At 37.8% G+C, this 14,740-nt stretch carries 13 protein-coding genes; 12 read left to right on the top strand and 1 reads right to left on the bottom strand.

Annotated features, from left to right (window positions below; genetic code table 11):
• The first annotated feature begins 520 nt into the window (after positions 1 to 520).
• From G6N06_RS19180 to G6N06_RS19165, 4 genes are all read left to right on the top strand, one after another.
• Positions 521 to 1,138: a class I SAM-dependent methyltransferase gene (locus tag G6N06_RS19180; protein ID WP_163518318.1), complete on the top strand. Its 618-nt coding sequence runs from the start codon at positions 521 to 523 to the stop codon at positions 1,136 to 1,138.
• Positions 1,139 to 1,186: 48 nt separating this feature from the next.
• A complete protein-coding gene (locus G6N06_RS19175; RefSeq protein ID WP_163518317.1) occupies positions 1,187 to 2,173 on the top strand; it encodes an alpha/beta hydrolase in 987 nt (328 codons plus the stop codon).
• 11 nt (positions 2,174 to 2,184) lie between these two features.
• Positions 2,185 to 2,784 (top strand): class I SAM-dependent methyltransferase, encoded by a 600-nt coding sequence (locus G6N06_RS19170; RefSeq protein ID WP_163518316.1) that lies wholly within the window; start codon positions 2,185 to 2,187, stop codon positions 2,782 to 2,784.
• A gap of 254 nt (positions 2,785 to 3,038) precedes the next feature.
• Positions 3,039 to 3,803, top strand: coding sequence for a hypothetical protein (locus G6N06_RS19165; RefSeq protein ID WP_163518315.1), 765 nt, complete (start codon positions 3,039 to 3,041; stop codon positions 3,801 to 3,803).
• Positions 3,804 to 4,083: 280 nt separating this feature from the next.
• On the opposite strand, the gene G6N06_RS19160 is transcribed toward G6N06_RS19165, so the two are convergent.
• Entirely contained in the window at positions 4,084 to 4,833 is a 750-nt protein-coding gene (locus tag G6N06_RS19160; protein ID WP_163518314.1) for a DeoR/GlpR family DNA-binding transcription regulator, read from the bottom strand.
• Positions 4,834 to 5,053: 220 nt separating this feature from the next.
• Here G6N06_RS19160 and G6N06_RS19155 point away from each other — a divergent pair, with 220 nt between their 5' ends.
• The 8 genes from G6N06_RS19155 to G6N06_RS19120 all read left to right on the top strand — a co-directional run bounded on the left by G6N06_RS19155 (position 5,054) and on the right by G6N06_RS19120 (position 14,666).
• Complete coding sequence (locus tag G6N06_RS19155; RefSeq protein ID WP_163518313.1) at positions 5,054 to 8,110, top strand: SusC/RagA family TonB-linked outer membrane protein; 3,057 nt, start codon at positions 5,054 to 5,056, stop codon at positions 8,108 to 8,110.
• An 11-nt stretch (positions 8,111 to 8,121) separates the two neighbouring features.
• The gene (locus G6N06_RS19150) at positions 8,122 to 9,621 is read left to right on the top strand and encodes a SusD/RagB family nutrient-binding outer membrane lipoprotein (RefSeq protein ID WP_163518312.1); all 1,500 of its coding nucleotides are present in this window, start codon (positions 8,122 to 8,124) and stop codon (positions 9,619 to 9,621) included.
• Positions 9,622 to 9,871: 250 nt separating this feature from the next.
• Complete coding sequence (locus tag G6N06_RS19145) at positions 9,872 to 10,549, top strand: RluA family pseudouridine synthase (RefSeq protein ID WP_163518311.1); 678 nt, start codon at positions 9,872 to 9,874, stop codon at positions 10,547 to 10,549.
• Between the two features lie 33 nt (positions 10,550 to 10,582).
• Positions 10,583 to 11,110, top strand: a complete 528-nt coding sequence (locus G6N06_RS19140; RefSeq protein ID WP_163518310.1) for a DUF6933 domain-containing protein — start codon at positions 10,583 to 10,585, stop codon at positions 11,108 to 11,110.
• A gap of 42 nt (positions 11,111 to 11,152) precedes the next feature.
• Positions 11,153 to 11,800, top strand: coding sequence for an alpha/beta hydrolase (locus G6N06_RS19135; RefSeq protein WP_163518309.1), 648 nt, complete (start codon positions 11,153 to 11,155; stop codon positions 11,798 to 11,800).
• 94 nt (positions 11,801 to 11,894) lie between these two features.
• Positions 11,895 to 12,215 carry a hypothetical protein gene (locus tag G6N06_RS19130; protein ID WP_163518308.1) on the top strand — a complete coding sequence of 107 codons (321 nt, stop codon included), beginning with the start codon at positions 11,895 to 11,897 and terminating at the stop codon, positions 12,213 to 12,215.
• 75 nt (positions 12,216 to 12,290) lie between these two features.
• Complete coding sequence (locus G6N06_RS19125) at positions 12,291 to 13,304, top strand: TQO small subunit DoxD (RefSeq protein ID WP_163518307.1); 1,014 nt, start codon at positions 12,291 to 12,293, stop codon at positions 13,302 to 13,304.
• A gap of 342 nt (positions 13,305 to 13,646) precedes the next feature.
• Complete coding sequence (locus tag G6N06_RS19120) at positions 13,647 to 14,666, top strand: serine hydrolase domain-containing protein (RefSeq protein ID WP_163518306.1); 1,020 nt, start codon at positions 13,647 to 13,649, stop codon at positions 14,664 to 14,666.
• Positions 14,667 to 14,740: the final 74 nt, after the last annotated feature.

The raw sequence follows: 14,740 nt of genomic DNA, 5'->3' as shown, positions 1-14,740 counted from the left end.
GTAACTTTAGAGTAGATTATCATGGATAGGTTTTTAGATTAACGAATTAAATTTCAACACTTTAATTTACTAAAAATCTATCTTTTTTTATACAAAAAAATCAAATATTATCAATCGAACTCAGGTTATTAGATTCCACAATAATTATCCACTTATACAAGTAGTGCAAGGATATCAATTTTCCGGCGGTAAATAATAAAGGTTTAGGATAGACTCTTCACGATCGGTTCAGTAGTAATTATTCAACTCACTTTACCTCCTCCATCCCTTAATCAGTCAGCATAAACATCTCATTGCTATTTATCAAATACAAAGTGACAGATCATTAAATGGCAAAAAAACAAAATGACGACGCTTTAATATAATGGGATTTATGCGAATCCAAAGATAACCAATCGCAAATAGGTTTTTAGGGCAAAATGAGGTATTTTGGTGGGTTGTAATAAGACATTCTATAATGACATTAAGCTCGGTGCGCATATGCATAACTGCACATTTACAGCACAAATAAAAAAACAATATGGAAGATTTTTGGAATAACAGATACAAGGAAAAAGAATTCGCATACGGAACCAGTCCCAATGTGTTTTTTAAAAACACTATCAACAAACTAAATTTAGATGGCACCCTACTCTTACCAGCTGAGGGCGAAGGGAGGAACGCTGTTTATGCCGCCAAAAAGGGCCTTAATGTACTGGCCTTTGATATCAGCGAAGAAGGCAGAAATAAAGCAGTGGAATTAGCCCGTTCAGAAGACGTGAAAATCGAATATAAAGTCGGAGAGCTAAACCAACTAGATCTAAAAAAGAACAGCTTTGACGCTCTCGCGCTAATTTACGCTCATTTTGCGGCTAACGAAAAAGAGCAATTACACAAGGATTTAGCCGAATTGATAAAACCAAATGGCTATCTCATTTTGGAAGGTTTTAGCGTTAACAATCTCGAACTTCGCGAAAAAAACCCAAAAGTGGGCGGCCCAGCGAATAGAGATATGCTATATTCAAAACAGGAAATTAAAGATACCTTTAATAATTTTGAAATCATTGAACTTGAAGAAGCTCAAATAGAGTTAAAGGAAGGTAGTTTTCACAATGGAATAGCAAGAGTGATTCGGTTTATTGGGAAAAAAATGGCGTAGATCATATACCATGACCAACTTTCCAAATTGAATGCAAAATAAAAACCTATGAAATATAACGAACACGATTATGTCCCCGATATACTTGGTAATGGCTTTGAACAACTGACCTTAACTTTCAAAAGAGATTATGAAGGCATGGTCATTGCGACACTGATCCGCAAGCAACCTATAACACCTTCATCAAAGGCCATTTTATACATCCATGGTTTTAGCGATTACTTCTTTCAAGAGCAAATGGCCAAACGATTTAATAAAGAAGGCTATACATTTTATGCTTTAGACCTAAGAAAGTATGGTCGGTCGTACATGAGTCATCAAATAATAAATAATGTCCGTTCGCTTATAGAATATGATGAAGACATTGCTGAAGCTTTAAATATCATTAAAACAGAAAAGCATTCCGAAGTGCTATTAATGGGCCATTCTACTGGAGGACTCATTATCACCTATTATGCAAGCCGGCATTTAAAAAGCGGTTTATTCCATGGAGTCATTTGCAACAGCCCATTTTATGAATTTAATCTCAGCCCTTTTAAAAGGAAAATAGGGATCCCTATACTTTCCTTTTTAAGCAAATATCTACCTAACACATTAATCTCAGGTGGCTTTTCAAGACTCTATGGTTACAGTCTTCATCATGAGAAATATGGGGAATGGGATTATAATCTTGCATGGAAACCTCACGACCTTCCAAAAGTGACGCTGAGTTTTATCAACGCCATCCATAAGGCTCACAAAAACGTACAGAACAATCTAAGATTGGACGTGCCTACCCTAGTGCTGTATAGCAATCAAACTATTAAGGATAAAAAATGGTCAGAACGATTCATGGAGGGAGACGCTGTATTAAATGTGGACCACATAAGCCAATATGCCAATCAACTCAAAGGAGAAGTGACCACCTGTGAAATTGAGAATGGCGTGCACGATTTAGTTCTCTCAAAAAAGCCGGTAAGAGATCGTGTTTATAAAATAATATTTGAATGGATTAAAATCAATTTCATAGAAGAAATTGATGACGACAAATTTTAAATCTTATAACAATGACCGAATTCTGGGAAGAAGCATTTAAAAAAAAGCAGGAAATGTGGGGGTTTGAGACTGCAAAATCCACGGTATTGGCATGTGATTTCTTTATTCAACAGAAAGTAAAAAATGTCCTTATTCCTGGCATAGGCTATGGACGAAACGCTCAAATATTCATGGATAATGGAATGACCGTTACCGGAATTGAAATTTCCAAGACCGCCATTGATTTAGCTCATAAACATTTTGGAAACGACTTGCATATTCATCACGGTTCTGTTACCGAAATGCCATTTGATGACATGCAATATGACGGCATATATTGCTATGCGTTAATTCACCTGTTAAACAAAAAAGACAGAGAAAAACTAATTCGAGACTGCTTCAACCAACTAACAGAAAACGGATTTATGATTTTCACGACGGTGACTAAGCAGGTACAGATTTACGGTCACGGCACCTGCATCGACAAAGACAGATTTGAATTGTTTGGTGGGGTAAAAATGTTTTTCTACGATAGGGAGTCCATACAAGAAGAATTTGGCAAAGCAGGCCTATTTGAAATAAAGGATGTAATGGACATTTATCCCTTCTATTTTATAAAATGTAAAAAGTAAAACAAAGCACGCTCATAACAAGCACTATGCTAAAAACCAAGAACAGGAATATTACTTTGACATCCCGAATCCACGACTTGCCCTTTTTAATAAGTTGGTATGTACATCCGCCAGCAAGTACCAGCAATGCTGAGTTAAAAATCCATGCAACAAGCTGTAAAAACATCCTCCACAGAATAATTTCATCAGGTAACCTCACAACACTATTTTTTAATTATCTTTAAAAATCCTACAAAAGCCATTAAAAAATTGTCATGACCAAAAAACTGACCATACTATTCTTAGTTATTTTCCAGCTTAGTGTCGCCCAACATTATGATACGGTGGTTTTGGATACGGGTAATATTGATGCCACCAATGAAGTCTATAAGGTGGGAAATACCTATGTTTTTAATTACGAAATCATCAGGAATGGCAAGGTATTGAAACTCAAAACCAACAAAGGCATGTATGCGAGCACAGTTTTTGAGTTGGTACCATTAGTTTCCCCAGCCATTGAGGTGGACAGAATCCGCTTGATTGTGCAACAGGTTTCCGATGCGGAAAGAACCAATGAAGGTCAAACTGAAATATCCTATATCCAGGAACCGCTTTCAAGAGGCATGAGTTTAACGGGCTTGGTGGACAATGCCGACAATATCTGGCTCCATCCTATCAGAACCGGATTTTTCAATGCTTTGCAAACCGCGCCCTTTCCATTTGTAAAAAAACCCTTAAAAGTTGGCAATGAATGGTCAGACAAAATGGCAATTGGAAAAAACTGGGGAAATGTGCTTTGGGGAACCTGGGAAGAACCTTTGCTCCTATCTTACCATTATAAAGTAACCACAATGGAAATGGTTAAAACTGCTTTTGGAACAATAGAATGTTATGTTATTGAAAGTAATGCCAAATCTGATATTGGGGAGACCAAACTGAAAAGCTATTTTTCGGAAATCTATGGGTTTGTGCGATTGGAATACGAATTATTAAACGGTATTAAAGTCAATTTTTGGTTAATGGACTTTAAGAAAGGCTAAACCAATAAAAGAAAAGAACCTTATCCCAAAAATCAATTCAAACTAAGTATATGTCCAAAATCGTTCGAGTTTTCTAAGGAGCATCATATGACATCATCGTTATTGTTTGTAATTCCCACTAAGATCTGACAGATTACAAACATCCTTCACCGTGCAAATTATATATCAAATCCTTCAGGAAAGCCAATTTTCAAAATCAGCAACCAAAGCGCCATCTATGAGCTTGTTAGACAAGAAATAATTAGGCAATTTTCGAGATTCCCCAAAACCGATTTGAACATCATAAAATTAAAATATCTTGCTGGGCATAAGCTTTTAAAAGCTTATCATCGCGATCAAGATCGCTGACGATGACATCAATTTCTGAAAGTGGACATACGGAGTAGTTGTGCCTAATATTTAGTTTATTTGAGGTTATTAGGGAAACCGTCTTATCTGAAGAATCTATCATTGCTTTTTTAATCAAGGCAATTTCATAACCTTCATCGGTAATTCCCTTATTTAGAGTAATCCCACTGGCACCTACAAAGCAAATGTCAGCATGTATTTTGGACAGTATTTGAAAGACGTCGATACCTATGGTAACCATAGATTTTTTCTGAATCTTTCCTCCTATAAAAATGGTTTCAATATGTGGATGATCAGTGAGCTGTAGGGCAATTTCCAGACTATAAGTATAAATTGTGGCTTTTAAACTTTTAGGCAAGGCACTCACAAATACTAAATTTGTCGTACCTCCACTTAAGATGGCTACCATCCCGTCCTCTAATAAAGGAATTGCCTTCGCGGCAATGATTTTCTTTTCCTCTCTATTAAAAACCGCATTTTCATTATAGTAAAATAGTTTTTGAATTGAAGAAACTGCACCTCCATGAACTTTGGTCAACAATCCCTTTTCATCCAATTCATTTAAATCCCTTCTAATGGTATCATCAGAAACATTCAGTTCAAGCGCCAATTGATCGGAAAGAACTTTGCGATGTAACATGACCTTATCAACGATTAAACGCTGTCTCTCATTCTTTTTCATTAGGAGAATAATTTACTGGATTATTTCAGAAAAGTAATAATAAAATTTAAATTTTATTGATTTTGAGACCATTAATGCATTAACCTGCCTTTGAAAAGAAGGATCATTACACAATAATGCGTTTTATTTGCATAATTTATACATTTATAATGCGCTTTTTATGCGCTTTTTAAAATATTAAACTATATTTGATATATAACTTTATCAAAATTAACTTATTATGAAAGGCAAATTACTACTGCATTTCCTGTTTGTTTTATGCTTTGCGCACAGCTCATTTGCACAAAACATAAAAATTACCGGAACTGTAAAATCAAGCGAAGACAATACACCTTTGCTCGGAGCCAGTGTACTTGTTAAAGGTACATCTGTTGGCACCATGACAGATTTTGATGGGAACTATGAAATTGAAGCCCCATTGAATTCAATCCTCGTTTTTTCTTACATTGGTTATCAAACCAAAGAAATCAAGGCAACCTCTGCCGGACCACTTGACATAACATTGGAAGCTGGTGATCTTTTGGACGAAGTCATCATTACCGCTCTTGGTATCAAAAAAGAGAAGCGCGCTCTGGGTTATGCAGTTCAAGCTGTAGAAGCTGAAGCACTTATGGAAGGTAATCAGAACAACATGGTCAATGGGCTACAAGGTAAAGTATCCGGGGTTACCGTAGTCAATTCTGGTGGTGCACCTGGCTCTTCTTCCATTATTCTAATCCGTGGGGGTTCTTCTATCACAGGAAATAACCAACCGTTGTTTGTGGTTGACGGGATTCCAATTGACAACTCTACGAGTTCAAGTTTGGAAGTAGCAAGCACAAACAGAGCCTCAGACATCAATCCGGCAGACATTGAAAGCGTATCTGTACTTAAAGGGCCTGCCGCTGCCGCATTATACGGGATTCAAGCTGCTGGTGGCGCCGTAATTATCACCACAAAAAGGGGGAAATCTGGTGTGAGCACAGTGACCTATTCAGGCTCGATCTCATCAGATAAAGTTATCGGAACACCTAAGGTCCAAACCATGTACGGTAAAGGCGCTCAAATCAGAACGTCTGGAGGTATCACTTACGATCCTGAATCGTCTTTATCCTTTGGACAAGCCATAGGCGCAGGCACTCCAATTTTTAATAATATCGAAGAATTTTATGATACTGCCAACACACAAAATCATAATGTGAGTTACTCTTCAGGTACTGATAAAAGCAATATTTATATGTCCATTGGTGATCTGTCACAAAAAGGGGTCATACAAGGGACAAGTTATGATAAAACGTCATTTAAGGTAAATGCTAATTCGAATATTACTGACAATTTCACGGTCGGTATTTCCGCAAACTATATCACTACCGATATTTCAAGCAGTAAACAAGGTAACGCGTCAGGGAGTAGCTTTGGAAGTTTATTGGCTTACCCAGGTGATGTCAATGCCAAGGATTATTTAAATGCCGATGGATCACAAAAAGCATTTTTCTTGGACCAACAATTTGACAACCCTTACTGGAGTGTCCACAACAGTCCCAACACCGATGAAACAAAAAGATTGATAGGCATAATAAGTCTTAACTACAACTTCCTAAATGATTTCAACTTATCCTATAAAATAGGAACGGATAATTACACAGAGTTCAATAAGAAAATTACCGGAGACGGATCATTAATTGACACGAGAGAAGATGGGTATATCACTCAATTTGAGAAAGACCACACCCGATTGACTTCCAATCTCTTTTTAAACTATCAAAAAGATATTACCGAAGATCTCTCTTTTGATGGGATGATCGGTAATTCCGTTGAAGAATTGGATGTCAGAACCACTTTCACTTCCGGTAGATCTTTCCTGGCCCCTGGAATTCACAGTATCGGAAATATCCTTAAAGAAAACCAAGAGATTTCTGAGTTAATCACAAGAAAGCGTATTGTGGGTGTTTTTGGAGAACTTAAATTTGGTTGGAAAAATGCCGTATTCTTAAACTTAACAGGACGTAATGACTGGTCAAGTACACTTCCTAAAGACAAGAGATCATTCTTTTATCCATCAGTGGGAATGTCTGCCGTAGTCAGTGACTTATTCAAAGTTTACGGAAATGATATCACTTCTGAGAATGGTTTGACCTACTTTAAACTCAGAGCAACATGGGCTCAGGTTGGAAAAGATGCACCTATCGGAGCATTGGAAAGTTCATTGGGGACAAACATTAATGGTTTAGCCAGTTCGGCCTACACTTGGAATGGCGTGAATGTTGGAAATCCGAATTTAGAACCAGAATTCACCAATAGTTTTGAAATTGGAACCGATATACGTTTTCTGCAAAACCGAATTGGATTGGATCTCACCTATTATACAAGCACCTCTGACAACCAGATTTTAAGAGACATAAGAGTACCACCAACAACAGGTACTTTTTATGCCACCCTCAACGGAGGCTCTATCAAAAACAGTGGTGTTGAAGCCATGTTGAGATTGCAAATGCTGCCTAGCACTTCAAAAGTATCATGGAATTTAGATTTTAACTTTGGCACCAATAAAAGCAAGGTCAAAGAATTGCCTGGTTTCTTGTCTGAAGTTTATCTCTCTGATTCTTGGACCTTTAGAAATTCTGCAGCTGGTGCGGCAATCCTTGATGGATCATTATTTGGATTACGCGGGAAACGACCTGTAAGAAACGAAAATGGCGATGTCATTATTAATTCGAACGGCCTGCCAACATTAACAGATCAAACCTATGACGATGTCAATAGAATTCCTGATTGGACTTTAGGTATTTCCAATTCTATAGGATATAAGAACTTCAACTTATCGTTTTTGTTGGACATCGTCCAAGGTGGAGACGTTTACAACGCCACGGAGTCTGCTTTAGTTTACTATGGACTTAGTACCAACACCATTGCTGATAGAAACCAAACGGTTGTGCTACCTGGGGTTGATGCCGCCGGAAATCCAAATACTGTTGCCGTGGAAAAAGATCAGAACTTTTACCAGAATTACTATTCCCAAAATTCAGAGAATTTCATTGAAGATGGTTCATTTGCCAGATTGAGATATGTTACCTTATCCTATAAATTCCCATCACAAGTTTTAGATAAATTATCTATAACAGGCTTAGAACTTTACGTAACTGGTCGTAACCTGTTTACGATTACCAATTACAGCGGCGTAGATCCTGAAGTGAACACATTTGGTGCTGGTATTGCGGGTGCAGGTTCCATGAATATCGACAACCTTGGTACTCCAAATGTAAAAGGATTCGATTTAGGCTTAAAATTTAGATTTTAAAAATTATAATTATGAAGATTTTAAAATATACATGTATTGCATTGGCAGTAATTGCGACATCTTGTAGTGATGACTACTTTGATGTCAACAGTTCAGTAACTGCCCCTACAACAAGTTCATTGGCACCACAATTTAGAATACAAGGCGCCATTGAGAACACGACGGGTACCGCCCAATATAGAGGCGCAAGAGAAATAATAGGAGTCACACAATATGCGGCACACCATACGAGAGCCTATGAGTCCAACTCCTGGACCAACGGCTTTACGACAGGACGTTACTTTTTATGGCAAAACGCCTATGTGTATGCGCTACCTAATACGGCCGATTTAATTGTATTGGGCAAAAAGCATAACGCTCCAAATTATACAGCAGTCGGTAAAATTCTTAGAGCCTATATATTTGGGATGACCACCGATCAATATGGCGACATTGTAACAGAAGACACTTATGATGGTGAGTCAAATATGAATATCACCCCAAAATTTGTGACTCAAAAAGAAGCCTATAAAACAATCTTCAGATTGTTGGATGAAGCTATTGCAGAACTTCAACTACCAAGTCCTATAGGACTGAATGTTGAAGGCGGCGATGTACTTTATGACGGAGATCAACAAAAATGGATTCGATTTGCCCAATCCATAAAAGCGCGATACTTAAATCATTTAAGTAAAAAAACTTCTGGAGACATGGCCTATGATGCTGATGCCATTATTGCAGCTTGCGAGGCGGGTATCAACTCCAATGCTTTAAATGCACAGCAGGACTTTGTCGGTGGAGAAGCTGAGAATCAAAGACAACCCTTCGCCGAAGGCGGATATGGCTCTTCAAGATTTAGATACTTTTCGACGTTTTTTGTCAATCTCCTAAAAAACCCTTTGAATTTAGCAGTTCCTATAGAAGACCCAAGGTTAACAATTATCGTTCCTGAAGCTGTGGACGGAGGCTATGTGGGGTTGGATGTAGGCCGTGGGTTGGATGGCGATCCTCCAACCAAATATTCAGCTGGGAATGGCGGATTTTATACAAGTCCAACCGCACCAACTTATATGCTTACCTACAGTGAAGTTAAATTTATTGAGGCCGAAGCCCGTTTTAGAAAGAATGATTTGCCAGGTGCATACGCTGCTTTCAAACAGGGTGTTCAAGCTGATTTAGAAAAATTGAACGTACCAACTGTAGAAATGACCGCATATTTGGAATTATTAGATATAGAAATTGGACCAACTAATATTGATTTATCTGCTATTATGATCCAAAAGTATATCGCGAATATGCTCAATCCAGAGACTTGGGTCGATATGCGACGAATGGATTACAGTGCTAATATTTATCCTGGATTACAAAGACCAGTTAATGTTAATCTTGACATATTCCCTGGTAATGATGAATGGATCCAAGCGATGATGTATGAATACAATGAAGAAGATCGTAATTATGTCAACATGCCAACCAATGACCCTCTTATCCGTTTAAAAACTCCAGTGTGGTGGAATACTTCTGATCAATAACAGATCAATAATTGAGACAAAGCCAACTTTTAATAGAGTTGGCTTTTTTTATTGGCTCTACTTCCCATCACTGGTCAAAACTGCCAAGTCAAAGGCTCTCCTCAGCAGTATGATAAGCAACTCCTGTTCTTAAACAGGATTAATTAAAAAAACTGACCAAGCTTTAAAACATACTGTAACTATAAGCCTATTTTTGCAATGATCCTGTTTTAACAGTACAAAAATTGATCATTTAAAAAGACCACTGCCGATGTCCAAACTTGAAATAGTACACGAAAACAACGATTATATAGTTGTCAATAAAACAGCTGGACTCATAAGCGAAAAAAGCCCATACGAGAATACTACCGTCGAGGATCAAGTGTTCAATCATTTTTCGAAAAATAAACAAAAGCCTTATGTCGGCGTCATACATCGGTTGGATCGTGTGACCAGTGGGGTATTGGTATTTGCCAAGAAAAAAAGTGTTCTTGTGGAATTCAACGAGCTTTTCAGCAGTCGAAAAGTTGAAAAAACCTATTTGGCCATTGTTAAAAACAAACCCATCAAAGACAAGGATTACTTAACTAATTTTCTGGTTAAAAACACGTTAGAAAAAAGAGCAGATATCATTCCATCAAAATCCAAGGATTCTCAAAAGTGTATGCTATCCTATGAAGTTATAGGCAAGAATGATTTTGGTTATCTCCTGGAAGTAAAGCCGAAAACGGGTCGCTTCCATCAGATAAGAGCACAATTGGCACATATAGGGCTACCAATTATTGGCGATGACAAATACGGCTCAGACGAAAACTACTTTCCATTAGCTATTTGTCTTCATGCTTGGAAATTAATCTATCAAGTACCTATATCTAATGAATCTATCACCTTCGAGGCACCGGCACCAAAAAATGCTTTTTGGTCATTCAATTCGCTTCGACTTTCGTAATTTTAAAAGAGAATTTTTAGCTCATAAAAAAACATGCGCACACCAATCCACATCACCAAAAAATTAGAAAAACTGATTAAAAAAATGGTTAAGTCACGAAGCACCGACGAAGTCTGCGGGATATTGGGAAAATGGAATGCCATGATTTTTTATGTCGATCGCAAAAAGTGTTGGCTTATTTCAAATGCTAAAACACAGTATGTCATTGTTTTGATAGATATAAAAGCAGCAGACTTACGAAATATCGAAGATATTTTCAAGAACGCATTTTATGGGCAATTAGTTTATGACGGGATGATCACCGATTTTGAAAGAATTGAAACACTCATTGGTGGATTGGATTTTTTACCAACGGATAACGATAGAAAAACCACAGGTTTTCAAAATCATAGACTTGAGGATTTAAAAATATGGCAATATCAAGATGGAAGTTTAGAATATATGCCGATGAAAGAATTGAGCAGTCGCATGAATAGTATGCCCATTCATCTTGGCGTAGGAAAAAAGATGTCTGACTACACCACGCCTACAGACGCTATGAAATTACTTTTAAATTTTTAAGATATAAATGAATCTACCTCGATCCGTTATATAAAAATTCCTATGAAAATAAGCTTAGGTATCGGAATTATATTTTGCGTCACCCTATTGGGGTGTCTTACAGAGACCGAAGACCGCTACATCTTCTTCCTTCACAACCGGTTTTTAGAAACCCATGATCTGAACGAATCACATCCCGAATACGGCAAAACGGCATATTTGGAAATCATCGAAGAATTTAAAGACAATGGATTCATCGTGATCAGCGAACAAAGAAATGGAAACGTCAATGCCCATGAGTATGCTACTTTAGTAACTGCGCTAATTGATAGTTTAATTCAAAAAGGAGTTTCCCCTAAAGATATTACGGTCGTAGGCACTTCAAAAGGTGCCTATATTGCCCAATATGTTTCGACCCTCGTCAATAATAAAGATTTAAATTTTGTATTTATCGCGAGTTTCAGGGAAAGTGACCTCCAAGATATTCCTAACATCAACTATTGCGGCCATATTTTAAACATATACGAAGCCTCTGATCCCTTTGGTGTTTCGGCAGTGAAACGTAAGGAAAACTCCACTTGTTATATTGAATATTTCAAAGAAGTTGAATTGCATACAGGTTTGGGTCATGGATTTTTGTTTCAACCGATGAAAGAATGGATGCAACCTACAATGAGATGGGCAAAAGGGAATTATAATTTAGAGGACTGATTTCCACACACGACATTCTAAGATTGTTAGGTGTTAAAAATAAGGCTATCTTTGCCCCGTGAAAATAAACCTCCACATAAAAAAAGCATTGACATTGGTCTCTTTAATCGGGCTGATTACACTGTTGCTCCTTGCGCCTTGTAAGGTTAGGAAGTCTGTGCAAACGGCTCTTGAAATGCCACCTACCGAGGTTTCCAACAAGAGTGTCTGTCAGGCATATCAAGATGTAGAATCGGCAGTTTCGGCTACAAAGACCGTACAGCAAACTGCTCCAGCTATTCTTGGCACAAATCCACAACTCCTTATTGTTGCTGACTTATCGCAACATCCAGTCACACAGTTTACGGATAAAAGTGAATCCGTGGCACGTATTCCCTACTACATTCTCTACCAGAATCTAAAAGTTCATCTCTAACTAATTTCTTATTTAACAAGGCTATCATCTAACTATAGCCGACAGAAATTAGTAACCACATTAGAGATAAACACAATGAAAACACATATTAAAAACGATGCAGGGCTTTTAGCGCTTGCAGTACGAATGGTCATAGGCTGGACCTACTTTTCAGCCTTCTACCGAAGAGTCATTTTAGCCAATAAATTAGATCCAGAAGTTGCCGGCTATATCGGCGAGAAGTTCAATCATTTCCTTCCTAATGCTTTAGGAACCAAACCCATCATTCAGTATTTAGTTGAAAATCCGGATAGCCTTTATTGGGCTATGGTGAGTTTTACCATTATTGAAGGTATTGTAGGCCTGTTAATGATTTTTGGGTTTTTCACTCGACTTATGAGTATTGGCGTCTTCGGATTGGCGATGGGCATTCTGTTAGGTTCAGGATGGATTGGCACTACCTGCTTGGATGAATGGCAAATTGGCGTTCTGGGGATTGCCACAGGCTTCATGCTCTTCTTAACAGGCAGTGGCAAATATTCAATGGATAATTACTTCATGAAAAAGAATTATGCCTTTACCAAAAAGAAATGGTTTGCATGGTTGGGATCTGGCGTGTTGCCAATTAAAGACCGTTTATTCCCCAAAATAGTCTTGGCGGGAGCACTCTTTATTTTTGGATTGACACTTTACACCAATCAGGTGTTCCATGGCGGGGTTTGGGGAACATTGCACAATAAGTCTGTCAAACCAAAACTTGAAATCACCGAAGGTAAAATTGATCATAACGGACTTTCCTTTGACGTTTACCGAACGGAAGGTGTAGATGTTTACGGTGCATGGATGATTGACATTACCCTGACAGATGCACAAGGTGATACAGTCATCAATTACCAACAAGATGATTTGGCAAGCATGGACAAGAACCTTATTGACAATTATTATATTGCCAAGGTAAAACCAGGCGCTCACAGCCTTATCATTCCATTAGGCGCCAAGGCCAATATCAACTTTAAAGATGAAGTGCTTATGAACCTTCCAAAAGGTGAATACACTTTAAAAATTACAGATATCAGTGGTGCCAATTGGGATCATTCGATTACTAAGTAATACTATATAATCAGCCTTCTAAGATCTAAGTCTATTTTATGTTTTGGGAGGCTTTTTTTAATAGACAAACTAAATTTAGGTGTCATCTAAAGGTCTTGAAACTTCAATTCTTGATGACTATGTTGTTGAATTCGATATCACAACGACTAAACCCCTTGCTTTAGAAGGACATTGATACAGCTACTTTGCTATCGTTCCTCCCTTCAATTACACTCCTATTTCTTAACGTCCAAAAATATAAATTCATTATTCTTGGCGGTGTATAGCTAACTATTTCCACGAAATACGTAACTTTTACAGACATAAGATTACTGATAGAGAAATCATCCAAACCAATATGTCATGAAAAAATTCATTTGTCTTTTCTTTTGCATTGCCCTTTTCACTACTTCCTACGCACAAATGGACAAACGCCTTAAAGGTCTTGACAAAGATCTCAATGCCATTTTAGAAGCCACGAAAGCACCTGGTTTTGCAGTGGCGGTCGTTGATGGTGATAAAGTTATTTACTCCAAAGGCTTTGGTTATAGCGATTATGAAAATAAAGTGCCAGTAGATGCAAACACGCTTTTCGCTATTGGTTCTTCCACAAAAGCATTTACCTCAGCCCTTCTTGGCCAATTAAGAGCGGAAGACAAATTATCATTTGATGACAGTCCCATAAAATATATTCCCGAATTAAAATTCTATAATGATAATTTAAATAATAAGGTCATCATCAAAGATTTGATGCGGCATAGTACAGGTCTACCACGCCATGACTTGAGTTGGTATTTATTTCCTTCGGCAGATAAGGATAGTCTAATTGCACGGATTGCCTATCAAGAACCTTTTACAGGTCTCAGACAGGAATGGCATTATAATAATTTTATGTTTTTGGCACAAGGTGTCATTGCAGAAAAGATAACTGGTCAATCTTGGGAAGAGAATATCAAGACACGATTTTTTGAACCTTTGGGGATGTCTCGCTCACAAACCATGTTGAGTGAATTACAAAAAACTGACAATGCTGCCTTCGGTTACGAACTCAAAAAAGACGATAAAATCAGCAAAATGGATTACTATGACATTTCTGGCATGAGCCCCGCAGGTAGTATTTACAGCAGCGCCAATGACATGGTTAAATGGTTAAAGCTATGGATCAACAAGGGAAAACACAACGATCAGGAGATTTTGACAGAAATGTATATTAATGAAGCGATGAGTTCTCAAATGGTGATGCGTGCGGCTTTACCTGAAGAAGAAAGTCCCGATCTGTTTTTTGCGAATTATGGCTATGGTTGGATGACATCGTCATACAGAGGACATTGTCGAGTAGGAAAAGGGAGTTTCACCCTTTCCCTCTCACAGAACCGTACGTGATAGTCTCCCATCATACGGCTCTTCTAATTTAATCCACAAATATAAGCTCATCCTCTCTCAAGTTGGCAAATCGT

It is taken from the genome of Gelidibacter japonicus (assembly GCF_010725055.1).
GTDB classification, from domain to species: Bacteria; Bacteroidota; Bacteroidia; order Flavobacteriales; family Flavobacteriaceae; genus Gelidibacter; species Gelidibacter japonicus.
Note: the sequence above shows the minus strand (reverse complement) of the source record. Positions and strands in the feature narration are given on the sequence as shown.